Genomic DNA, 22,368 nt, shown 5'->3' with positions numbered 1-22,368 from the left:
AAGACCCGGCCGCATGCGCGACCGGGTCCCTTTTTTATTCGACGTTCGCGATGGCGCGATGAATCCGGTCCGCTGATTCGTTGAACTGTTGCTGTTCCGCATCAGTCAAATCGATTTCGATGATTTGGCGAATCCCGGTCCGGTCGATTAAAGCCGGTACTCCGATGTGAAGGCCGGATACCCCATATTCCCCGTCAAGGTGCGCCCCGATTGTGACGACCGAATTCTCGTTGCGGACGATGGCCCGGACGATCCGGAGCAGCCCAAGCCCAATCGCGTAATAGGCTGCACTCTTATATTCGATGATTTGGTTGGCCGCGTCACGGACGCGTTGATAAATATCATCCAAATCCGCTTGGCTGTACTGATTGTTCTCCTCTAGGAGTTGCCCAATCGACTTCCCGTAAATCCGCGCGTTATTCCAAGCGACGAAGCCCCCGGCTCCGTGCTCGCCCATATAATAGACGTGACAGTTACGCGGTGACAAGTCGAAGTACTCCCCGACCTTATAGCGCAGTCGCGCCGTGTCGAGCACCGTACCTGAGCCGATGACGCGACGTTTCGGTAGCCCGGACGCCTTCCAGGCGACGTGGGCCATGACGTTCACGGGGTTCGTCGCGACGACGAGGATGCCGTCAAATCCGCTCGCCATCACTTGGTTCGTGACGTCTCGGACGACCGTCGCATTTTGTTCGGCGAGGTCCATCTGCGTCTGACCGAGCTTCTGCGCGGCTCCGGCCGTGATGACGACGATGTCCGCATCCCGACAGTCCGAATAATCCCCCGCCCAAATCCGGACCGGGCTCGGGGCGAACGAGATGCCGTGGTTTAGGTCCATCGCTTCCCCTTCGGCTTTGGCGTGATTCGAGTCGATTAAGACGAGCTCCTCACATAGCGCCGCCGTAGACAGTTGATAGGCGAAACTGATACCGACCCAGCCGGCGCCGACGACGGCGATGCGGGTGATGTCTTTTGGATCAATCGTTTCCATATACATAACCTCCCTAAATACTTGCTCTCTTTTAGCATACCCGACTCACACGTGTTTCACGACAAAAATCCAAAAGATGAGGATGTCAGCTGCTTCCTCGCTTCGCTAACTCTTCAACTATCTCTCAAAAATTCCTGTATCCCTAACATATCCATACACTTGAATGATATCTCCGTTTTGGATGAATGGGATTCGCTCTTTCTTTAAGATGTCTATAAGTTCGTCGGTCACATCATATACGTCTGGGTCAATGAGGACACCTTTATAGAGCAACACCTTTGTACGCAAACGAATCCATTCATTCGACCGTAAAGAAGATTCCACCCAAACATCATCCCAATCTAAATTTTCGAATTGAGACAATTCGCCGCTTGGAAACAACGTATCTTCACCTAAGTATTTGATTTGATACGGCGGTAAATACGGTAACGTCGTGCTCACTGTATGACCGAGGCGCTTCCATCTCGTCTCATTCATTACCGATGTCAATTGCCGCTCCTCGATTATTTGTAATTCTTTTTGTCGATCCACCCCGGTTCATCCCTTCTCACATATAATCTCTAAGCGCTTGATTGCCCGCAACACGTCTTCTCGATTGTGTTTTTGCTTCATCCACTTGGGCAAACGACTCTCGATACTGCTGTTTTCCCCGTCACTCGTCCGAATATCCGCTTCCACGTACTCTCTCATATAAGCAAGATGGTCTCGGTTGTAAGCCCAAAGGACGTGACCACAGCAATTTGTCTGCAAATAAAGCGGTAACCGAAAGAAAGGATCGAACGCGCCCCCACCCATCCTGAATCCTATACCCGTGTATGTGCGCACAAGCCCGCAAGCTAGACAACTGAGACGTAACGTCTCATTCATCACAATGTCTGCACGTTGTTCACATTGCGGACACCGCACACGAATGTCGTGCATGAATGCCACTAACGTTTTGGTCTCTAACTGAAATCGCTTCATTGGACTCGCACCCCCTTGTTTGATTATACAAAAAACCAACGAAGTGCAGCTTCGTTGGTTTTCGTCATTCGTACCTCATATTTTACTGAGCATGATTAATTTCCGCTCTTATTATTCTTCTGTAGAACCTTCAACCCTGTCCCCATGTCCGATGCCAAAACATAGTTACGGTCGACATAAACGCCCCAAATGTTCGCGTCAGCAGGCACGTATTTTCCGATCTGCACCGGCTTGCTCGGGTTTGAGATGTCTACTGCACGGACGCCGCCTGCATAGTGAGACAAGTACAACGTGTTTCCAAGTACTTTCGGATCGTGTACCGTCTTCCCAAACGTCACTTGCTCAGTCGGATTCTCCGAAATATCTTCTGTCAAATCGGTTTTGAATTCGCTCAATAGTTTCGGGTTTGTTTTATCTTTGATGTCAAAAATTCGTGTGTAACCATAAGACTGTTCATAGCCCGGCTTGACTGGAACATACACTTCTCTCGTTTCGATGAGGACCGTGCCGCCTTTTGCAAGTGCAGCCGAGTGGGCTGAACCTTGTTGGTTCGATGCGAAAGCCGTCCGCCCTTCGTATTTCACGTTTTCTGGATTTGAAATGTCCAAAATGATGGTCCCGAGATCCCAGAACGAAAGGTAAGCGGTTTTCCCGTTCTCGTCTGCATACGCGCTATGGTTGAACACCGGTCGTGTCTTTCCGTCCGGCGCTTTCCAATTGTAGCCGTCAAAGCTACCGTCAACTTCCGCTAAAGTACGTGGGTCGAACTCATACAATTTCTTTGGTTCAGCTGGGTTTGTGACATCCACGAGTTGGAAGTCTTTCTCTTTCCCATGAGAATAATAATCGGCGTAAGGGCTTGAGGCCAAGACCAATACCCGATCCCCTTGCGTCGTCAAGTAGAGCTCATGTGTCCCTCTCGTTTTCTTCGTGACTTCATAGAAACCTAACTTCTTCGGCTCATATGGATTCGTCACATCGTATAAGAGGAAGCCCCCTTTAGAGTTCGGATCTTTCGAATTTAATTGCTGTACCGATACGACGGCCAAGTCCCCTTTAAACGACTTCGTGTTGACCGTTTTGACGATGACTTTTTCTTGCCACGTACCCGGGATGTCTTGGTCGGCGAATACGGCCACTTCTTTCGGGTTCGACGGATCTTTTAAGTCGAACACGCGAACGCCACCGTTCCCACCCCCGGCAGTATGCGTCCCCGTGTAAGCGAATCCTTTATGCGCATAGACGTCGGCCGTGCTGTTTTTCACCCCTTCTCGAATCTCTTTTAACGGCACAGATGCCGTCTCGTGCAGAAACTTGACGTTCTTGCTTCCTTCGGTCACTGTGACCGAACTGATTTCATCCGCGTTCCGCTCTCCTTTCTCGATGTTGATGTCGCCTAGCTCATCATGCGCATATGTAACCGGTAATGCCGACGAGACGGTCAATCCTGTGACGAGCGCTGCACTTAACAAAAACTTTCCTTTCAAATCAAACTCCCCCTTAGGTTTTTTTGATAGAAACTCTGTTAGAGGCAGAATGCAAAAAAATCCTTCTGAACTCATAGACGAGACAGAAGGATTCCGAAAAATTCCGATTTCCTCTCATCTCTCAGCGTTCGCTGTTAGATTTAGCACCGTTTCCGTACTGGCGATTCAGTACGGATGGTTGCCGGGCTTCATAGGGCTAATTCCCTCCACCTGCTCTTAATAAGAGTATTCATATCAAATTACTTTGTATTATCACAATTATCACACAACTTGTCAATATAAATTCTAAAAAAAACCAAATATTCCTGTTCCATGCATGCAATATAGTCTTTTCCCAAAGAATAGCGACAAATAAAAAAGGATTGTGTGAAGACTTGAAAGAAATCAAGCCTCCACATAACCCTTATCTGATCTACTTATCCAATCGATCCTTCCATCTCGAACTTGATGAGACGGTTCATTTCGACAGCATATTCCATCGGTAATTCTTTCGTGAACGGCTCGATGAAGCCCATGACGATCATTTCCGTCGCTTCTTCTTCCGAGATACCACGGCTCATAAGGTAGAAGAGTTGCTCTTCTGACACTTTTGAGACTTTCGCTTCGTGCTCGAGTGACACCTGGTCGTTCAAGATCTCGTTATACGGGATCGTGTCTGACGTCGACTGGTTGTCCATGATGAGCGTGTCACACTCGATGTTCGAGCGGGCACCTTTCGCCTTACGTCCGAAATGGACGATTCCGCGATACGAGACTTTTCCGCCTTGTTTCGAGATCGACTTCGAGACGATGGACGATGACGTATTCGGTGCGAGGTGAATCATCTTCGCGCCGGCGTCTTGGTGTTGGCCTTTACCACCGAGGGCGATCGAAAGCGTCATCCCACGTGAACCTTCACCTTTTAAGATGACGGCCGGGTATTTCATCGTCAATTTCGAACCGATGTTGCCATCGATCCATTCCATCGACGCGCCCGCTTCACAGATGGCACGCTTCGTGACCAAGTTGTAGACGTTGTTCGCCCAGTTTTGGATCGTCGTATAGCGGCAGTATGCGTCTTTGTTGACGAAGATCTCAACGACCGCCGAGTGGAGCGAGTTCGTCGTGTAGACAGGTGCCGTGCATCCTTCGACGTAATGAACCGATGCGCCTTCGTCGACGATGATGAGCGTCCGCTCGAACTGCCCCATGTTTTCCGAGTTGATGCGGAAATACGCTTGGAGCGGTTGCTCGAGTTTCACGCCTTTTGGTACGTAGATGAACGAGCCACCAGACCAGACGGCCGAGTTGAGCGCGGCGAACTTGTTGTCCGTCGGCGGAATCAACTTGCCGAAGTACTCACGGAAAAGTGCTTCGTCTTCTTTGAGCGCCGTGTCTGTATCTTTAAAGATGACACCTTTCGCTTCAAAGTCTTCTTGCATGCTGTGGTAGACGACCTCTGACTCGTACTGAGCCGAGACACCTGCCAAATATTTTTGCTCAGCTTCCGGGATCCCGAGCTTATCAAACGTCGTCTTGATTTCTTCCGGTACCTCGTCCCACGAACGTTCCGTCTTCTCAGACGGTTTGACGTAGTACGTGATCTCATCGAAATCAAGTGCAGACAAGTCGCCGCCCCATGTCGGCATCGGCATCTTGCGGAACTGCTCGAGTGATTTCAAACGGAACTCGAGCATCCAAGCCGGTTCTTCTTTCATGTTCGAGATCGTCTCTACGATTTCATTCGTCAAGCCGCGGCCTGAACGGAAAATCGAGATGTCTCGGTCATGGAAGCCATATTTATAATCGCCAATGTCAGGCATGTTTTTTGCCATATCGGTCTCCTCCTTCTACTTACGCTTCCTCGTCGACTCCCTTTTCAAGCGCTTTCCACGCGAGCGTGGCGCACTTGATGCGAGCCGGAAACTTTGAGACGCCAGACAACGCTTCAATGTCGCCTAGGTCGAACGTTTCTGTATCATAGTCTTTCCCTTGGACCATCTGTGAAAAGATGTCTGCCAATTGAAGTGCCTCGTCTACAGATTTCCCCTTCACGATTTGAGTCATCATCGACGCGGAGGCGAGACTGATCGAGCAGCCTTCCCCTTCGAACTTGGCGTCTTTCACGATTCCGTCTTCGACTTGAAGCTGGAGCCGGAGTGAATCCCCACATGTCGGGTTGTTCAAGTCCACCGTCACGCCATCTTCGATGACGCCACGGTTCCTTGGGTTTTTATAGTGATCCATGATGACCTGTCGGTACAACATGTCAAGATTGTTAAAACTCATAGTTGAAATACTCCTTCGTTTGACGAAGTCCTTCAATGAAACGGTCGACTTCTTCTTTCGTGTTGTACAAGTAGAAGCTCGCCCGGGCCGTCGAGGATTGCTTTAAAAGGCGCATGAGCGGCTGGGCACAGTGGTGACCGGCCCGGACCGCGATCCCTTGCATATCGAGGACGGTCGCGAGGTCGTGAGCGTGCACGTCACCTAGGTTGAACGTGACGAGCCCGACCCGTTCCTCCGGTCCGTAAATCTCGATGCCTTCAATCGTCTTCATCTGCTCAATCGCGTACGATGCGAGCGCCCGCTCGTGTGCCTCGATGTTCTCGAGACCGAGGTCTTCTAAGAAGTCGATGGCAGCGGCGAGCCCGACGGCACCGGCGATAATCGGTGTACCCGCCTCGAAACGGTACGGAATGTCTTTCCACGTCGACTCATATAAATCGACGTAATCGATCATCTCGCCGCCGAACTCGACCGGCTCCATCTGTTTAAGGAGCGCTTTCTTCCCATATAAGACGCCAATCCCGGTCGGACCGAGCATCTTATGGCCTGAGAAGGCGAGGAAGTCACAGTCGAGCGCCTGCACGTCAAGCTTCCGGTGTGGTGCGCTCTGTGCCGCATCGACGACCATGACCGCACCTTTCTCGTGGGCGAGCTTCGCGACGTCCGCGATTGGGTTAATCGTCCCGAGCACGTTCGAGACGTGGCTCATCGCGACGATCTTCGTCCGGTCCGATAAAACGGCACGAACCGCGTCGAGCGTCACCCGACCGTCCGGCGTCAATTCGACGTAACGGAGCGTCGCCCCTTTCCGTTTGGCGAGCTGTTGCCACGGAATGAGGTTCGCGTGATGCTCCATCGGCGTGAGGACGATCTCGTCCCCTTCGACGACGTTCGCGTCACCGTAGCTCGACGCGACGAGGTTAATCGCCGTCGTCGTCCCACGCGTGAAGATAATCTCTTCGACGACGTTCGCGTTGATGAACGAGCGGACGCGTTCGCGTGCCCCTTCATATGCGTCCGTCGCCTGTGTACCGAGCGTATGGACGCCACGGTGCACGTTCGAATGGTTGCGCTTGTAGTACTCCTCGATCGCCTCGATGACAGCCAGCGGTTTTTGCGAGCTTGCCGCACTGTCGAGATAGACGAGCGGGTGACCGTTGATTTCCTGATTTAAAATCGGGAATTGGTTACGAATCGAGGCATCAATCATGTTAGCGCACTTTCCCTTCGATGACTTCACGGAGACGGTCTTTGACCGACTCGATTGCGAGTTGCTCGACGACCGGGTTCAAGAATCCGTGAATGATGAGACGTTCCGCTTCTTGACGTGACAAACCACGGCTCATCAAGTAGTAAAGTTGAATGTCGTCGACACGACCGACTGACGCGGCGTGACCGGCCATGACATCATCTTCATCGATGAGAAGGATCGGGTTCGCATCGCCGCGTGCCTTTTCAGAGAGCATCAAGACGCGCTCCGTTTGGACACCGTTCGACTTCGAGGCCCCGTGGTGAATCATCGACGTTCCGCTGAAGATGGCTGTCGCCGAATCTTTTTGGACGCCGTGAATCAAGATGAATCCTTCTGACGACTTACCGAAATGGTCCGTCCGGATGTTGAAGTTTTGTTTCTGTGCGCCACGACCGATCGTGACAGCTTTCGTATCCGAGAACGTGTTGTCGCCGACGAGGTGTGTCTTCGTCTCCACGACCGAGTTCCCATCGTTCATGTGACCGAGGGCCCACTCGAGACGAGCGTTCTCGTACACGACACCGCGACGGTTCATGAACGTGAGCGCTGACTCAGCGAGTTGATCGACGCCACCGAAGACGACTTTCGCATTCGCCGCAGCGAACACTTCCGTCACGGCGTTGACCGTGTGCGGCTCGTTCGTGTTCGAAAGGAAGCTCTCGATGAACGTCACTTCACTGCCTTCATCTGCCACGACGATTGTGTGGTGATAGAGGGCACCGTTCGCTTGTTCCATCGTGAAGATGGCTTGAAGCGGGTCTTTCACTTGTACGTTTTTCGGGACGTATAAGAATGCGCCGCCGTTCGTCAAGGCCGCGTTCAAAGCTGACAAGCGCTCTTCGTCGACACGGACGCCTTCGGTCATGAAATATTTCTCGACGAGGTCCGGATGTTGGTCCATCGCCTCTTTGATTCCCATGAACAAGACGCCTTCTGGCACTTGGAGTTCGTTATAGACGACATGACCGTTGCGTTCAACGAGCACGTTCGTACGATGGTCTCCTAACAGTGCCTCGATTTCAGGCGTGAGGCCGTCGAGCTTCGCGAGCTCCACGTCGCCGCTTGTGAAATCCCATTTCTCAATTTTAATCTTTTCAACTTTCGGCAAAGCGAGAGTCGGCGCGAGTTCTGCTGCTTCTTTACGACGGTTGACCATCCAAGCAGGTCCTCCGAGCGCCTCTGCACGTGCCGACAATGCTTGCGCATCCAATTCAAATTGTACGGTCATCGTACAGCCTCCTTACGCTTCTGTGTCTACTGTCATTCCGAGATCTTGTTTCACCCAGTCGTAACCTTCTGCCTCGAGTCGCTGTGCGAGCTCTTTGCCGCCAGACATAACGATTTTCCCATCCATCATGATGTGGACGAAGTCTGGCTCGATGTAGTTGAGGAGACGCTGATAGTGCGTGATGATTAAGCAGCCGAACTCTTCTGAACGCATCTCGTTGACGCCCGTTGCGACGACTTTGAGTGCATCGATATCAAGACCTGAGTCAATCTCGTCAAGAATCGCGATGTTCGGTTTGATCATCATCATTTGAAGAATCTCGTTACGTTTCTTTTCTCCACCTGAGAAACCTTCGTTCAAATAGCGGTGTGCCATTTCTGAAGGGATTTCGAGAACGTCCATCTTCGCGTCGAGTTCACGGATGAACTTCATGAGCGAGATTTCTTGGCCTTCTTCACGACGCGAGTTGATCGCTGAACGCAAGAAGTCTGCATTTGTGACACCGCTGATTTCAGCAGGGTACTGCATGGCGAGGAACATACCCGCCTGTGCACGCTCGTCGACTTCCATCTCGAGCACGTCTTCGCCGTTCAAATCGACGCTTCCGCCTGTTACTTCATACAATGGGTGGCCCATAAGTGCAGATGCGAGTGTTGATTTACCCGTTCCGTTTGGACCCATGATGGCGTGAATCTCGCCACCTTTAATTTCAAGATTAAGACCTTTGACAATCTCTTTTCCTTCGATTGAGACGCGGAGGTCATCAATTTTCATGTGTGGTACGTTAGACATTCGGATACCCCTTCCGTTTTTCTCGCCATTTGTGGCGTAGATTAGATATATTCTAATCTTAATCTAGGCAATTTTTTATTTCAAGCGACTCACCTTATTCTTCATTCTCAATAAAAACATAAATATTGAGAATGGGAATATTGAGAAATCAAGATATTATCCAACTTTTTCCTCGATGAGCGCCAATGTTGCTTTCCGCTCCGTGAACGCCCCCATAAAGAAGAACGCCCCGCACGCCGTGACAACGGCCAAACTCCCAAATACAGGCAAGGCCGCATTGTTAAATCCGTCGAGCAACAGTCCGCCGATAATCGGCCCGACCGATTGCCCGAGCGCCGTCAGTCCCATCGCCCCGAAATACGTCCCCCGTAAATGTTCCGGCGCCAGTTCGTCGGTCAAGACGTCCGTCATCGTGAACATGAGCACTTCCCCGACCGTGAAGATGACCATGGCGACGAAGAGCACCCACACTTCCGAAGCGAAGCCGATGAGAAGGAGACCGATCGACAGCGTCGCCACCCCGAAGAAGAGCGATTTGATTGGCGAGACGCGAATGCCGAACCGCATAATCGGATACTGCACGATGAGCACCGTGATCGCATTCACCGTCAACAAGTACGCGAACAGCCGCGAGCCGTCGCTGAACCCGTCATGGAACGCGATGAACTGCGGTAGCGTCGAGTTGAATTGACTGTAACCGATGATAGCGAAAATCATCCCGATGATGACGTAACGAAACGTCTTGTCCGCCCGTAACACCCGGAACGTCTCTGTCAAACGCGGACGAACTTTCGACGCGTCACTCTCTTCAAACGGATACTTCCGGAACAGCGACGTGATGATGAGGCCATAGAGGACGTACACAGCGGTCACGACGAAGAACGCGCTCTTCGCCCCGGTGAGCGACAAGACGACCGCAAGCAGCGGACCGATCGCCGCGGCGATGTTGATTAAGAAATAGCGGACGTTATAGACGATGACACGTTGCTCGGGCTTCGTCGTATCGCTGATGAGCGCGCGAGACGCCGGCTCTAAAAAGGAACGGGACACGCCCATGAGCACGGAAAATATGTAAAACCAAACGAGTTCCGTCGCGAGCGCGAAACCGGTGAACGTGAGCGCATTCAAGCCGATGCCGATCAGCATGAGCTGCTTCCGTCCGTGACGGTCCGAGAGCGTCCCCCCGAAGAAGCTCATGAACAATCCCGAAATGGCCGAGACGGCGAACACCGTTCCGATGACGCTCGCCGAGAAACCGAGCGTCGCGAGATAAATCGCAAAAAATGGCATGACGAAAAAAGTCGACAGCCGGGCAAAGAACGTACCGAACAAGACGCCTAGCGTCAGCGGATGAATCTGTCTTATGTTCATCCGAATCCCCCCTTTTCTTACATATAATTAGTGTACTTCTCTTTGTGAAAGAACACCACGCCAAACAAAAAAGGCCCGGGATATCCCGAGCCTCGCGTGATTATTGGTTGACCGGTACGACGGCACCTTTGTATTCCTCTAAGATCCACTGTTGTGTCTCTTCTGATGTGAGGACTTCAAGGAGTGCTTTGACGCGCTCGTCATTCTCGTCGCCTTCACGTGTGACGATCAAGTTGACGTACGGTGAGTCTTCGCCTTCGAGTGCGATGGCGTCTTCGAGCGGGTTGAGACCGGCGTCGATTGCGTAGTTCGTGTTGATGAGGACCGCGTCGCCTTCCCCGTTGTTGTACGCTTGCGGGAGAAGAGCCGCTTCGACGTTCGTCTTGAACGTCAAATTTTTCGGGTTGTCGACGATATCAGCGACTGTCGCGTCGACCGTCTTGCCTTCAGCGAGCGTGAGCAAGCCTTCTGATTGAAGCATCGTGAGGATACGGCCATGGTCTGCGACCGATGAGCTCATGATGATTTCCGCGCCATCTGGAAGCTCATCGAGTGAGGCGTAGTCTTGTGAGTAGACACCGATCGGCTCGATGTGGACGCCACCGGCTGATGCGAATTTATAATCTTTGTTTTCAGCCATTTGTGACTCGAGGTATGGCTCGTGTTGGAAGTAGTTCGCGTCAAGCTCGCCGTCCGCAAGTGTACGGTTCGGGAGGACGTAGTCTTGGAACTTCGTGATTTCAAGCTTGTAGCCTTTTGCTTCGTATTCATCTTTGACGTGCTCCAAAATCTCTGCGTGTGGCACGTTCGATGCGCCGATGACGAGCGTCTTGTCATCGCCACCTGCGCCTGATTCTGAATCCCCGCCCCCGCAAGCCGCGAGAATTGTGAGTGCTGATGCTGCCGTTAAACCGAGTACTGTTTTCCATGATTTCATGTGTGAACCCTCCAAATGTTTTTTATGTGATTAAGCTGAACGCTTATCAATTCTTGTGACGAGTCGGTCTCCGATGAACTGAATCACGAAGACGATGACTAAGATGAGGACGGTCGCGACAAACGTCACGTCGTTCCGCGAACGCTGGAACCCGTCAAGGAACGCCAAGTTACCGAGGCCTCCCCCGCCGACGACACCTGCCATCGCCGTATAGCCGACGATTGCGACGAGTGTGACCGTGATCCCGGACACGATGGCCGGAAGTGCCTCTGGGAACAATACTTTATAAATGATTTGCCATTTCGTCGCACCCATCGATTCGGCCGCCTCGATGACACCGCGGTCAATCTCACGAAGCGCGAGCTCGACCATCCGTGCATAGAACGGGGCCGCCCCGATGATGAGTGCCGGGAGCGCCGCCGTCGAACCGAGGATCGTGCCGACGACGATTTTCGTGAACGGAATGAGCAAAATGATTAAAATAATGAACGGAATCGAACGGAACACGTTGACGAACGCGCTGACGACCGTATAAATAGAACGATTTTTCATCATGAGCGGTTCGTTTGTCACATACAGGATCATCCCGAGTGCGAGACCGAAGGCGAACGTCGCGCCACCGGCGACGAGCGTCATATAAATCGTCTGCCACGTCTCTTCGAGCATAATCTCCCAGTCTACGTTAGGAAACATCGTTCTCCACCTCCACTTCCACTGCCTGCGATCGGATTGAGGCGATGGCCCGCTCGACTTCAGCCGGCTCTCCGATCAGTTGAATAAATAGCGTCCCGAGCGCGCCGACTTGTGACTGCGTCACGTTCCCGCCGATGATGTTGAAGCCGATATCATGCGTCTTCAAGACGTCTGAGAGAATCGGCTGTTCGGCAGTCTCGTTCAAGAACTTGAGCTTGACGATTTGACCACTCGGATAGCGCGCCTTCAAATGCTCGAACGTGAGCGACATGTCGTCGACCGCGCCGATCTGTTTGACGAACTCTTTTGTGATCGGTTGTTCCGGATGTTGGAACACGTCGGCGACTTGCCCGATCTCGACGACTTTCCCTGCTTCCATGACCGCGACGCGATGACAAATCTTTTGGATGACATGCATCTCGTGCGTGATGAGCACAATCGTCAAGCCGAGCTTTTTATTGATGTCGACGAGTAACTCGAGAATCGAGTCGGTCGTCTTCGGGTCGAGCGCGCTCGTCGCTTCATCGCAGAGGAGCACTTCTGGATTCGTAGCGAGCGCACGGGCAATCCCGACTCGCTGCTTTTGACCACCCGATAGTTGTGATGGGTAACTGTCTTCACGTCCGGTAAGGCCGACGAGTTCGACGAGTTCTTGGACGCGGCGCTTGCGCTCGCTCGCCGGTACGCCGATGAGTTCGAGCGGGAAGCTGATGTTTTCAGCGACCGTGCGCGACCAGAGTAGATTGAAGTGTTGGAACACCATCGAGACGTTTTTGCGGACCCCGCGTAACTCTTTCGGGCTCAGCTTCGTCAGTTCGCTCCCCGCCACCTCGATCGTGCCGCTCGAAGGTGACTCGAGCCGGTTAAGGAGTCGAATGAGTGTCGACTTCCCTGCCCCTGAATATCCGATAATTCCAAAAATTTCGCCGCTTTCGATTGTAAGCGACACATCATCGACCGCCTGGACTCGACCGTTTTTCGTGTCGAACCATTTGGCCACATTGCGTAGTTGAATCAATCCCTTTCCCTCCTGACAACAAAAAAAGTACGCACGTTTGAGCAAACGTGCGTACTTTATCGGTACGGACAACGATTGCTCTCATCTTCCAAGGTATACACCTTGCTGGAATTAGCACCATTTCGGATTGCTCCGCGGTTGCTGGGCGTCATAGGGCCAGTCCCTCAGCCTCTCTTGATAAGAGTGTTGTATATTCGATTAGCCTTATCATAGCGACATATTATTTTCATGTCAAACTATTTTATGCGAAAAAATAAAAAAAGGTGCCGTCCGAAGACGACACAGAACGTAGCACCTTGAGTCACAGGAAGGACAACCCATAGATGAACCCCTTTTGCCCGATCAGAGCATTCATCCTTAATATGGGGGATGTTACTCGTCAATCACCCAATCCTGACATGTACCGAACGGCTACGCGGTCTGTATTCCTTCGCTTGATTTTTTTGGGGGACAATCGAAGGGAAGGTCCACTTCAAAATCGCGTAAGCGGGTGGTTCGGCGATGCCTGAACGTCTTGATTGCGAGTAAATCGCGTCCTATTTTTGTGTTCAAGTAAGATGTTGTAATGAATATACCATTCGTGAACTTTCTGTGTCAACTGATTATTTAAAATTTTCAGATTATTCTAATGTTCCTCCGTCACTTGACGAAGGAAAGCACGTGTTGCACGTTATGAAAGGCATACATCCGGTCGATCACTTGGCCATTTTCAAGCTTCAGGAGCGCCGGGACGCTCATCACTTGATACGCTTCCATCTCGTTTGGGATGAAGTTCGCATCGCGTTTTTCAATCTTTAAAGTAGGATCGACCGCTTCGACGACCGTGAGCATCCGCTCAGCTACGGCGCATGTACCACACATCGGGGCGTATATATATAACAATCCGTCTTTCACCATATTTCTCACCTCTCTCCTGATTATAAGAAGCTTCGCCCCGACATTCAAAAGTTGTGCTCGATTTGAAAAAATTCTGAATACTTCCATTTTTCTGGTTGACGTGCGTCTGAAAGAGGCATAGTATGGTCAATAACTTTAATGCTTTTGTACATAACAGTAAAAGAGAAGGATAGGTGAAGAAGACATGACGGAAGAACGACTTACCGGAAAACAGTTCTTGATGAACGTATTGAACGGACTCAGCCTTGCCATTTTGATTGCCCTCATTCCGAGCGCATTGCTCGGTGAATTGACGAAAGCCATCTTGCCGTATTTTCCGTCGCTCCAGTTCATCTTAGACGCGACGACGATCGCGATGCGTCTCCTCCCGGTCATTATCGGGGTCGCCGTCGCCATGCAGTTCGGGCGCACGGCGCTCGAGGCCGGGACGATCGGAATCGCGACACACGTCGGGAGCGGCGCCATCCGCATCGAGGAAGGTGCATTCCTCATGGCGGGCATCGGCGATGTCATCACGGCCGGTGTGACGGCGGCTCTTGCGACGTATCTCGTCATGCAGCTGTCACCGCGCTTAAAGACGTACACGGTACTCGTGTTGCCGATGACGGTCATCGTCGTCGCCGGTGGTATTGGCTCGTTTCTTCTTACATACATCTCACAGATCACGACGTACATTGGGACGATCATCATGACGATGACGGAACTACAACCGGTCGTTATGGGCATCTTGATCGCGATGGCGTTCTCGCTCATCATCGTCTCTCCCATCTCGACGGTCGGGATCGCTACGGCAATCAGTTTATCCGGCGTTGCGGCCGGGGCGGCCAATCTCGGTGTCGTCGCAGCCGGTTTCGGTCTCGCGATTGCCGGCTGGCAGATGAATGCGACCGGCACGTCGATCGCCCACTTCCTCGGTTCACCAAAGATTCAGATGGCGAACTTCATCCGTCGCCCCGTGATGATGCTACCGGTGCTCGCAAATGCGGCCATTCTCGGTGCGCTCGCTGGTATCCTCCGCATCGAAGGGACCCCGATTAGTGCCGGGTTCGGTGTTTCGGGACTGATCGGACCAGTCAATGCGCTTCATCTTATGCCAGGCGGTTTCGCGCTCTTCAACGTCTTGCTCGTCATCGTCTTGTTCGGTCTCATCCCGATCGCGCTCGGTGTCTTCTTCTTCAAACTGTTCAACCGGACCCCGCTCATCCGTCCGGAACATTATCGTCTCGACTTCGAATGAAAAAAACCCGGCTTCTCGTGAAGAGAAACCGGGTTTTGTTTAGCCTTGAATCATCGCTTCGTATTCTTCGGCTGTCATGAGCTTGTCAACGTCTGACGCGTCGTTCAACTCGACTTCAATCATCCAAGCGCCTTCGAACGGTGCTTCGTTCACGAGTTCTGGCGAATCCGCGAGCGACTCGTTGACCGCTGTGATTTTACCAGAGACCGGTGCGTAAAGCTCCGACACCGTCTTGACCGATTCGACCGAACCGAACGGCTCATCAATTAGAATCGTGCCCCCGACTTCAGGAAGTTCGACAAAGACGATGTCCCCGAGTTCGCTCTGTGCGAAGTCCGTGATCCCGATGCGGGCCACACTTCCGTTCACTTCAACCCATTCGTGTTCTTTTGAATAACGTAAATTGGCAGGTACTTTGCTCATCCTAACTTCCCCCTCAAATAAATTAGACTCACACGTGTATTATAGCACTTCGCCCCAAACGTCTGTAAACGACTTTTCCGAAAATCCGACTGTCGTTTTTTCCCCGTCTGTCACAATCGGACGCTTCAAAAGCATACCATTGCTTGCAAGGAGCTCGAGTTGTTCGTCTTCTGATAAGTTCGGTAACTGATCTTTAATGCCTTCGTTGCGATACACTTGTCCGCTCGTATTGAAAAACTTTTTGAGCGGGAGCCCTGACTGTTTCCACAGCTCGGTCAACTCGTCTTTCGACGGCGTCGCCTCGACGATATGGACGTATGTATAGGCCACGTCGTTCTCTTTCAACCATTTCTCTGCTTTCTTGCATGTGCTGCACGGTGGATAGCCGTATAGTGTCACCATTGTTCATCACCTCTTCTGTTAATGTAGCATATCTCGTTTCTTGACTTCACGTCTGAAGTAACCGGTCAATTTCCCGCTTCAGCGTCGCGTTGACCGGGTGACGTTCTTTGATATATGCGAGGATGTAGGCGGCCGCCTCGACGGAACGTCCATATCCGAGCACCGCTCGCTCGAGGAACGCGATCATTTCAGGATGTTGAACTTCCACGCGCCGGGTCGGATTGAACGGGTCACTCATCTCCCCTGTGTGCCTTCAAGACGTTATTGACGGCCGACACTTGAATGAGCTCGAATCCTGCAAGCCGTTCCCCTCGCCGCTCGCGAAGCAGGCCGACATACAGGTTCGTCAGCGCCTCTTCATAGCAATGTGAGACATCCGTCGCCGGTGTGACGATTTTCGGCGTCGCGAACGCCTCGAGCGCCTCATCCCGTTGCCAAACGATGCGTCCCGGGGTGTAGGCAATCGCAGGCATCTCAGGCAAGTCGAATACAGCGAACTCGGCGTAAATCCCGTCCGCATACATGACTTTGTGCCCGTCTTTCGTGTTTTGGAACTGATAGGCGAACGGTGCGACTTCTAACCAATCCAAATTGTCGATGAAACGACCCTTCTGTCCGTCCTCGACGATCAAAAAGAAATCAAGGTCCGAGTACTCATCGAGCCGGTCCGTCTCAAGGCCGATTGAGCCGAGCGCGAGCAGCATGAGCGTCCCGTCATATTCGGCGACCGCGCGCCCGATTTCTTCCATCCGTTCCAACAAGTCATTTCGTCTCATGAACATCCCTCCTGACCTCATTGTACGGTTTAGCTCGGCCAAAAAGAAAGAGTCGACCGCGTCCGGCCGACCCTGCTTTACGTTTAGACGATAAACTTGTTCGCTTTGATGAGGCTCGCTGCGACTTCGCGCTTCGTGCCGATGACGTTGATCGGCTGATAGCGGCTGAATTTCTTCATTGCCGAGAGAAGCATGCGTTGCTCGTCGCCAGACGAAGCTGCGTACAATACTTCTTTCGCCATGAGCTCGACTTGCTTGAACACTTGCTCGGCGAAGATTTCCGTGTAACGGACTTTCTGCTGGTTCTTCTCGGCGCCGGTACGGCCGATCGCTTTGTCCGTCCGGGCGATGGCCGCCTCGAGCGCGTAGATGGCGCTGATGATGTCGGCGATCTTCGCGAGAATCTCTTGCTCGTTCTGGAGGTTTTGCTGGTACTTCTGGACGGCCGTGCCCGCGATCATCAAGTTGATTTTCTTCATGTTCGAAAGCAACATCTTCTCACGCGCGAGCGGTGAGCCGTCGAGTTCTTGCGGCATGTAGCTCATGAGCTCTTTTTGGAGCTTCTGCGCTTCGGCGAGGAGCGGCAAGTCGCCTTTCATCGCTTTCTTGAGGAGCGTGCCCGGCACGATCAACCGGTTGATTTCGTTCGTCCCTTCGAAGATGCGGTTGATCCGTGAGTCACGGTACAAGTTCTCGACCTCATACTCGGTCATGAAGCCGTAACCGCCGTGGATTTGGACCGCTTCGTCGACGACGTAGTCGAACGTCTCCGAGGCGAACACTTTGTTGAGTGAACACTCGATCGCATACTCGGCAATCGCTTGTGCGACTTTCGAGCCGTCACGCATGTTGTCGTCGCCGAGGGCGTCGAGGCTGTCTTGGAACAAGCCGCCCGTCCGGTAGACTGAGCTCTCCATCGCGTAAATGTTCGCCGCCATCGTCGCGAGTTTTTCTTGGATGAGCGGGAACTGGCTGATCGGCGTCTTGAACTGTTTGCGTTCGTTCGCGTACTGGACCGAGAGATCGAACGCACGTTTCGACGAACCGACCGCACCGACGGCAAGTTTGTAGCGTCCGACGTTCAAGATGTTGAAGGCGATGACGTGGCCTTTGCCGATCTCACCGAGGAGGTTGTCGACCGGCACTTCGACGTCTTCTAAGATGAGCGTCCGTGTCGATGAGCCTTTAATCCCCATCTTCTGTTCTTCGGCGCCGGTCGAGACGCCGTTGAAGTCACGCTCGACGATGAAGGCGCTGAACTTGTCGCCGTCGATTTTCGCGTAGACGACGAAGACGTTCGCGAACCCGGCGTTCGTGATCCATTGCTTCTCCCCGTTCAACACGTAGTGCGTGCCGGCCTCGTTCAAGACGGCCGTCGACTTGGCACCGAGTGCGTCCGACCCTGAGCCTGGCTCTGTGAGGGCGTAGGCGGCGATCCATTCACCGGTCGCGAGCTTCGGCAAGTACTTATGCTTTTGCTCTTCCGTCCCGAAGAAGACGATCGGGAGCGTCCCGATGCCGACGTGGGCACCGTAGCTGAGGGCGAACGAACGCGCTTTGGCGAAGCGTTCCGTGATAATCGATGACGAGATTTTATCGAGCTGATAGCCGCCGTACTCTTCCGGCACGTCCGCGCCGAGAAGGCCGAGCTCGCCCGCTTCTTTCAACAGCTCGACCGAGAGATCGAACTCGTGCTTCTCGATGCGTCCGAGGACAGGCATGACACGGTCGTCGACGAAACTCGCCGTCGTGTCGCCAATCATCTTGTGCTCGTCTGAGAAGTCTTCCGGTGTGAAGAGACGCTCCGCGTCGAGTGCGTCGATGACGAAGCTACCGCCTTTAATCAATTCGTGTTCTGTCCGTTCCATAGTCAATTCCCCCTTATAGTAATTCGAAGACGCCAGCAGCACCCATACCGCCACCGATGCACATCGTCACAACCCCATACTTTTCATTGCGTCGTTTCATCTCGTGCAAGATTGAGACCGAAAGTTTCGCACCCGTGCAACCGAGCGGATGCCCAAGGGCGATCGCGCCGCCGTTGACGTTCACTTTCGACGGGTCGATGCCGAGTTCACGGATGACGCCGAGCGATTGGCTCGCGAACGCCTCGTTCAATTCGAACAGTCCGACTTCCTCGAGCTTCACGCCGGCCATCTCGAGCGCTTTCGGGATGGCGACGACCGGACCGATTCCCATCACTTCCGGACGGACCCCGCCGACCGCGAACGAGAGGAACTTCGCCATCGGTTTCAAGCCTTGTCGCTCCGCTTCTTCGCGCTCCATGACGAGCACAGCCGCAGCGCCGTCTGACACTTGGGACGCGTTCCCCGCCGTCACCGAACCTTTGATTTTGAAGGCCGGGCGCAACTTACCGAGCGCCTCGACGGTCGAGTCGGCACGGACGCCTTCATCGTGTTTGACGACGACTTCGCGCTCCGCGACTTTCCCGTCTTCCCCGAGGACGTGCTCGATGACCGTCACCGGGACGATCTCTTCTTCGAACTTGCCGCCGGCGATTGCCGCCGCTGCCTTTTGATGGCTATCGATGGCGAACCGGTCTTGGTCCTCACGCGAGATGTTATATTCCGCTGCCACTCGTTCAGCCGTATGGCCCATGCTCATGTAGTATTCTGGTGCCGTCTCCATGATGTTCGGGTTCGGACGGATGATGTGTCCACCCATCGGCACGAGGCTCATCGACTCCATGCCGCCGGCGATGACTGCCGTCGCTTGGCCGATCATGATTTTCGCTGCCGCGTCGGCGATGGCTTGAAGCCCCGACGAGCAGTAACGGTTGATCGTGATGGCCGGCACTTCGTGAGACAAACCGCCGCGAACCGCCGCATAGCGGGCGATGTTCATCCCTTGCTCGGCTTCTGGCATCGCACAGCCCATGATGACGTCGTCGATGGGCCCTTTGTAGCCGGACCGCTCGAGCGTCGCTTTAATCGCGTGACCCGCGAGTTCATCCGAGCGGACGTTTCGGAACGACCCCCGTTTTGCTTTTCCGACCGGCGTTCGTGCGCCGGCCACGATGACTGCTTCCCTCATCTGTGAAATCCCCCTTTTGTCAGTTCCGAAGTGGCTTGCCTTTGACGAGCATATGTTGCATCCGTTGCTGCGATTTCGGTTCCCCGATGAGGCTTAAGAACGCCTCGCGCTCGATGTCGAGGAAGTATTGCTCGTCGACCATCGTGCCGTATGCCAAATCGCCGCCGCTGATGACGTGGGCGAGTTTTTTCGCAATTTTCAAATCATGCTCGGAGATATAGCCGCCATAGAACATCTCGTACGCCGCGAGTTCGAGCGTCGCTTTCCCCGTCTGTCCGACGACCGGTAACTTCTCACGAACCGGTGCCGTGTAGCCGTCGTAGAGACCGAGCACCGTCTGTTTCGCATCGAACGTCAAGTGGTCGCGGTTCATCGAGATGCCATCGACCGCACGGTGATAGCCGAGCGTCTTGGCGTCAAACGCCGATTTCGACACTTTCGCCATGGCGACGTTCTCGAACGTCTGTTGCGCCGCTTTCTCGATGTTTTGCATCGCCTTCGGTGTCTGCTCCAAGAAACGACGATACGTGTTGACGTTCCCGCCGCCGCCTGGGATGAGGCCGACGCCGACTTCGACGAGACCCATGTACGTCTCGAGCGCCGTCTGCATGCGTGCGGCCGGCAAGCTGATTTCCGTCCCGCCGCCGAGCGTCATACCGTATGGCGCGACGACGACCGGGCGAGCGGCGTAGCGAATCTTTTGGACGACTTGTTGGAACTTGTTGATGATCCAGTCGAGCTCGTACCAGTTCTCGTCTTCCGCTTCCATGAGCATCATCGCGAGGTTAGCCCCGACGCAGAAGTTCTTGCCGTCGTTGGCGAGGACGAGTCCTTTGAAGTCGGTCTCGACGAGGTCGATGGACTGCTCGATCATCTGCATGATGTCGACACCAATCGCATTGTTCGGTGACGTGAACTCGAGTGCGACGACATCGTCGCCGATGTCGATGAGGCGGGCCCCACCGTTCTCGAGCACGACGCCGTTCGACTTGGCGAGCGGTGCGAGTTTCACTTCTTTCGGGTTGACGGTCTTCTCGACGTACGTCTGAGACGCTTGGTCGTAATACTGGTCCCCTTTATAGAAGGAAGTGTGTCCGGCAGCGAGCATCTCGTCGACCCACGCCGGGACGTCGTAACCTTGTTCTTTCATGCGGGCGACCGACTTCTCGACGCCGAGCGCGTCCCACGTCTCGAACGGGCCGAACTTCCAGCCGAAGCCCCACTTCATGGCGTCGTCGATGGCGACAATCGTGTCGCTGATCTCGCCTGTGAGGCGAGCCGAGTAGACGAGTGTCTTCGCTGTCACCGGCCAGAGCAGTTGTCCGATGCGTCCTTTGTTCAAGATGGCACCTTTCAACTTCGCTTTCGAGCCCGGGAGTGACTTGATTTGGTCGAGTTCCGGACCTGTAATCGCTTTCAATTGTTCGTACTCGAACGTCTGGAGATTGAGTTCTTGGATGACTTTGCCGTCTTTCTTATAGAACCCTTGGCCGGCCTTCTGTCCGATCCAGCCTTTCTCGACGAGCGTCTTCATCTCCGTCGGGACGTCGAACGTGTCCTTCTCTTCGCCCGATTCGAGCGTCTCGAAGACGTTTCCGGCGACGTGGACGAACGTGTCGATGCCGACGACGTCAAGCGTACGGAACGTCGCTGATTTCGGGCGACCGATGAGCGGTCCGGTGATCGAGTCCATCTCACCGATCGAGGCGTTCTGTTTGAGCATCTCTTCGAACGTGACGAGGAGACCGTACGTACCGATGCGGTTCCCGATAAAGTTTGGCGTGTCTTTCGCCTCGACGACACCTTTCCCGAGACGGTCCTCGGCGAAGCGGGCCATGAAGTCGATGACCGGGCGCGCCGTCTTCTCCGTCGGGATGAGTTCGAGCAATTTCAAGTAACGTGGTGGGTTGAAGAAGTGCGTCCCGAGGAAACGTGTCTTCAAGCCTTCCGGCAACACGCTCGCCATCGCCTCGATTGAGATGCCGGACGTGTTCGAGCTGAGTACCGCGTCTTCACGGATGTAAGGTGCGATTTTTTCGAACAGCTGTTGCTTCACGTCGAGCCGTTCGACGACGACTTCGATGACCCAGTCGGCTTCCTTCAAGCGCTCGAGATCATCTTCTAAGTTGCCGACGTCGATGAAGTTCAAGTGTTCCGGTGTCGCGAGCGGTGCCGGGTTTTGCTTCAACAGCTTCTGACGGTTCTCGGATGCGATACGGTTCCGCACTTCCGGTGACTCGAGCGTGAGCCCTTTCGCTTCTTCTTTCGCCGTCAATTCCCGTGGTACGATGTCGAGCATGAGCGAACGAATCCCCGCGTTCGCCAAGTGAGCCGCAATCCCCGCCCCCATTACTCCTGAACCGATGACGACCGCAAAACGAATGTTGCTCGTCAAACGGAGGTCGGCTGATTGTTCGATGTGACTCGTCATATTGTTCCCCCCTCAATGAGAATGAATAGTGATTCATTTCAAGCGTAAAAAAAATCGCAATCACCATCGTGTTTACTCTTCTATCATAAATGAATGAACATTCATTCGCAAGCCCGCATTTTTCAAATTCATTCCATTTCACGAAATA

The 22,368-nt window shown here is 53.4% G+C and carries 21 protein-coding genes and 2 riboswitches; of the genes, 1 reads left to right on the top strand and 20 read right to left on the bottom strand.

Annotated features, from left to right (window positions below):
* Positions 1-34: 34 nt before the first annotated feature.
* The 13 genes from RT52_RS10740 to RT52_RS10675 form a co-directional block, all read right to left on the bottom strand.
* Positions 35-997 (bottom strand): L-lactate dehydrogenase, encoded by a 963-nt coding sequence (locus RT52_RS10740; RefSeq protein WP_152545882.1) that lies wholly within the window; start codon positions 995-997, stop codon positions 35-37.
* Positions 998-1,108: 111 nt separating this feature from the next.
* Entirely contained in the window at positions 1,109-1,522 is a 414-nt protein-coding gene (locus tag RT52_RS10735; RefSeq protein ID WP_034817245.1) for a DUF6678 family protein, read from the bottom strand.
* A gap of 527 nt (positions 1,523-2,049) precedes the next feature.
* Entirely contained in the window at positions 2,050-3,441 is a 1,392-nt protein-coding gene (locus tag RT52_RS10725) for an LVIVD repeat-containing protein (RefSeq protein WP_034817243.1), read from the bottom strand.
* A 111-nt stretch (positions 3,442-3,552) separates the two neighbouring features.
* Positions 3,553-3,667: riboswitch (SAM riboswitch) on the bottom strand.
* 190 nt (positions 3,668-3,857) lie between these two features.
* The gene (sufB, locus tag RT52_RS10720; protein WP_034807070.1) at positions 3,858-5,255 is read right to left on the bottom strand and encodes a Fe-S cluster assembly protein SufB; all 1,398 of its coding nucleotides are present in this window, start codon (positions 5,253-5,255) and stop codon (positions 3,858-3,860) included.
* Positions 5,256-5,274: 19 nt separating this feature from the next.
* Positions 5,275-5,709 carry a Fe-S cluster assembly sulfur transfer protein SufU gene (sufU, locus tag RT52_RS10715; protein WP_034817241.1) on the bottom strand — a complete coding sequence of 145 codons (435 nt, stop codon included), beginning with the start codon at positions 5,707-5,709 and terminating at the stop codon, positions 5,275-5,277.
* The gene (locus RT52_RS10710) at positions 5,699-6,919 is read right to left on the bottom strand and encodes a cysteine desulfurase (RefSeq protein WP_034817239.1); all 1,221 of its coding nucleotides are present in this window, start codon (positions 6,917-6,919) and stop codon (positions 5,699-5,701) included. Before RT52_RS10710 ends, sufU begins: the two co-directional genes overlap by 11 nt.
* A 1-nt stretch (position 6,920) precedes the next feature.
* A complete protein-coding gene (sufD, locus tag RT52_RS10705) occupies positions 6,921-8,189 on the bottom strand; it encodes a Fe-S cluster assembly protein SufD (RefSeq protein ID WP_034817238.1) in 1,269 nt (422 codons plus the stop codon).
* Positions 8,190-8,201: 12 nt separating this feature from the next.
* Positions 8,202-8,963 carry a Fe-S cluster assembly ATPase SufC gene (gene sufC / locus RT52_RS10700; protein WP_152545883.1) on the bottom strand — a complete coding sequence of 254 codons (762 nt, stop codon included), beginning with the start codon at positions 8,961-8,963 and terminating at the stop codon, positions 8,202-8,204.
* Between the two features lie 174 nt (positions 8,964-9,137).
* Positions 9,138-10,352 (bottom strand): MDR family MFS transporter, encoded by a 1,215-nt coding sequence (locus RT52_RS10695; RefSeq protein WP_034817235.1) that lies wholly within the window; start codon positions 10,350-10,352, stop codon positions 9,138-9,140.
* A gap of 100 nt (positions 10,353-10,452) precedes the next feature.
* The gene (locus RT52_RS10690) at positions 10,453-11,289 is read right to left on the bottom strand and encodes a MetQ/NlpA family ABC transporter substrate-binding protein (protein ID WP_034817233.1); all 837 of its coding nucleotides are present in this window, start codon (positions 11,287-11,289) and stop codon (positions 10,453-10,455) included.
* 30 nt (positions 11,290-11,319) lie between these two features.
* Positions 11,320-11,982, bottom strand: coding sequence for a methionine ABC transporter permease (locus RT52_RS10685; protein ID WP_034817232.1), 663 nt, complete (start codon positions 11,980-11,982; stop codon positions 11,320-11,322).
* Positions 11,972-13,000, bottom strand: a complete 1,029-nt coding sequence (locus RT52_RS10680) for a methionine ABC transporter ATP-binding protein (protein WP_034817230.1) — start codon at positions 12,998-13,000, stop codon at positions 11,972-11,974. The genes RT52_RS10685 and RT52_RS10680 overlap by 11 nt, the downstream gene beginning before the upstream one ends.
* A 78-nt stretch (positions 13,001-13,078) precedes the next feature.
* Positions 13,079-13,184, bottom strand: a riboswitch (SAM riboswitch).
* Between the two features lie 455 nt (positions 13,185-13,639).
* On the bottom strand, positions 13,640-13,897 hold the full coding sequence (locus RT52_RS10675) for a thioredoxin family protein (protein WP_051690343.1): 258 nt from the start codon (positions 13,895-13,897) through the stop codon (positions 13,640-13,642).
* Between the two features lie 184 nt (positions 13,898-14,081).
* Here RT52_RS10675 and RT52_RS10670 point away from each other — a divergent pair, with 184 nt between their 5' ends.
* Positions 14,082-15,134, top strand: a complete 1,053-nt coding sequence (locus RT52_RS10670; RefSeq protein WP_034817226.1) for a PTS sugar transporter subunit IIC — start codon at positions 14,082-14,084, stop codon at positions 15,132-15,134.
* Positions 15,135-15,173: 39 nt separating this feature from the next.
* On the opposite strand, the gene gcvH is transcribed toward RT52_RS10670, so the two are convergent.
* The 7 genes from gcvH to RT52_RS10640 form a co-directional block, all read right to left on the bottom strand.
* Positions 15,174-15,557: a glycine cleavage system protein GcvH gene (gcvH, locus tag RT52_RS10665; RefSeq protein WP_034817224.1), complete on the bottom strand. Its 384-nt coding sequence runs from the start codon at positions 15,555-15,557 to the stop codon at positions 15,174-15,176.
* 39 nt (positions 15,558-15,596) lie between these two features.
* Positions 15,597-15,959 carry an arsenate reductase family protein gene (locus RT52_RS10660; RefSeq protein WP_034817222.1) on the bottom strand — a complete coding sequence of 121 codons (363 nt, stop codon included), beginning with the start codon at positions 15,957-15,959 and terminating at the stop codon, positions 15,597-15,599.
* 46 nt (positions 15,960-16,005) lie between these two features.
* Positions 16,006-16,197 (bottom strand): hypothetical protein, encoded by a 192-nt coding sequence (locus tag RT52_RS16815; RefSeq protein ID WP_051690342.1) that lies wholly within the window; start codon positions 16,195-16,197, stop codon positions 16,006-16,008.
* On the bottom strand, positions 16,190-16,735 hold the full coding sequence (locus tag RT52_RS10655; protein ID WP_051690341.1) for a hypothetical protein: 546 nt from the start codon (positions 16,733-16,735) through the stop codon (positions 16,190-16,192). Before RT52_RS10655 ends, RT52_RS16815 begins: the two co-directional genes overlap by 8 nt.
* 83 nt (positions 16,736-16,818) lie before the next feature.
* Positions 16,819-18,603: an acyl-CoA dehydrogenase family protein gene (locus RT52_RS10650; protein WP_034817220.1), complete on the bottom strand. Its 1,785-nt coding sequence runs from the start codon at positions 18,601-18,603 to the stop codon at positions 16,819-16,821.
* A 13-nt stretch (positions 18,604-18,616) separates the two neighbouring features.
* A complete protein-coding gene (locus tag RT52_RS10645; RefSeq protein WP_034817218.1) occupies positions 18,617-19,789 on the bottom strand; it encodes an acetyl-CoA C-acetyltransferase in 1,173 nt (390 codons plus the stop codon).
* 19 nt (positions 19,790-19,808) lie between these two features.
* Entirely contained in the window at positions 19,809-22,220 is a 2,412-nt protein-coding gene (locus RT52_RS10640; RefSeq protein ID WP_034817217.1) for a 3-hydroxyacyl-CoA dehydrogenase/enoyl-CoA hydratase family protein, read from the bottom strand.
* Positions 22,221-22,368 lie beyond the last annotated feature (148 nt).

It is taken from the genome of Exiguobacterium alkaliphilum 12/1 (assembly GCF_000714435.1).
GTDB lineage: Bacteria > Bacillota > Bacilli > Exiguobacteriales > Exiguobacteriaceae > Exiguobacterium > Exiguobacterium alkaliphilum.
Note: the sequence above shows the minus strand (reverse complement) of the source record. Positions and strands in the feature narration are given on the sequence as shown.

Excerpts from the sequence above, each read along its gene's own strand:
- RT52_RS10740 (WP_152545882.1), bottom strand. The coding sequence starts at position 997 with ATGTATATGGAAACGATTGATCCAAAAGACATCACCCGCATCGCCGTC.
- sufB (WP_034807070.1), bottom strand. The coding sequence starts at position 5,255 with ATGGCAAAAAACATGCCTGACATTGGCGATTATAAATATGGCTTCCAT.
- sufU (WP_034817241.1), bottom strand. The coding sequence starts at position 5,709 with ATGAGTTTTAACAATCTTGACATGTTGTACCGACAGGTCATCATGGAT.
- RT52_RS10710 (WP_034817239.1), bottom strand. The coding sequence starts at position 6,919 with ATGATTGATGCCTCGATTCGTAACCAATTCCCGATTTTAAATCAGGAA.
- sufD (WP_034817238.1), bottom strand. The coding sequence starts at position 8,189 with ATGACCGTACAATTTGAATTGGATGCGCAAGCATTGTCGGCACGTGCA.
- sufC (WP_152545883.1), bottom strand. The coding sequence starts at position 8,963 with ATGAAAATTGATGACCTCCGCGTCTCAATCGAAGGAAAAGAGATTGTC.
- RT52_RS10695 (WP_034817235.1), bottom strand. The coding sequence starts at position 10,352 with ATGAACATAAGACAGATTCATCCGCTGACGCTAGGCGTCTTGTTCGGT.
- RT52_RS10690 (WP_034817233.1), bottom strand. The coding sequence starts at position 11,289 with ATGAAATCATGGAAAACAGTACTCGGTTTAACGGCAGCATCAGCACTC.
- RT52_RS10685 (WP_034817232.1), bottom strand. The coding sequence starts at position 11,982 with ATGTTTCCTAACGTAGACTGGGAGATTATGCTCGAAGAGACGTGGCAG.
- RT52_RS10675 (WP_051690343.1), bottom strand. The coding sequence starts at position 13,897 with ATGGTGAAAGACGGATTGTTATATATATACGCCCCGATGTGTGGTACA.
- RT52_RS10670 (WP_034817226.1), top strand. The coding sequence starts at position 14,082 with ATGACGGAAGAACGACTTACCGGAAAACAGTTCTTGATGAACGTATTG.
- gcvH (WP_034817224.1), bottom strand. The coding sequence starts at position 15,557 with ATGAGCAAAGTACCTGCCAATTTACGTTATTCAAAAGAACACGAATGG.
- RT52_RS10660 (WP_034817222.1), bottom strand. The coding sequence starts at position 15,959 with ATGGTGACACTATACGGCTATCCACCGTGCAGCACATGCAAGAAAGCA.
- RT52_RS16815 (WP_051690342.1), bottom strand. The coding sequence starts at position 16,197 with ATGAGTGACCCGTTCAATCCGACCCGGCGCGTGGAAGTTCAACATCCT.
- RT52_RS10655 (WP_051690341.1), bottom strand. The coding sequence starts at position 16,735 with ATGAGACGAAATGACTTGTTGGAACGGATGGAAGAAATCGGGCGCGCG.
- RT52_RS10650 (WP_034817220.1), bottom strand. The coding sequence starts at position 18,603 with ATGGAACGGACAGAACACGAATTGATTAAAGGCGGTAGCTTCGTCATC.
- RT52_RS10645 (WP_034817218.1), bottom strand. The coding sequence starts at position 19,789 with ATGAGGGAAGCAGTCATCGTGGCCGGCGCACGAACGCCGGTCGGAAAA.
- RT52_RS10640 (WP_034817217.1), bottom strand. The coding sequence starts at position 22,220 with ATGACGAGTCACATCGAACAATCAGCCGACCTCCGTTTGACGAGCAAC.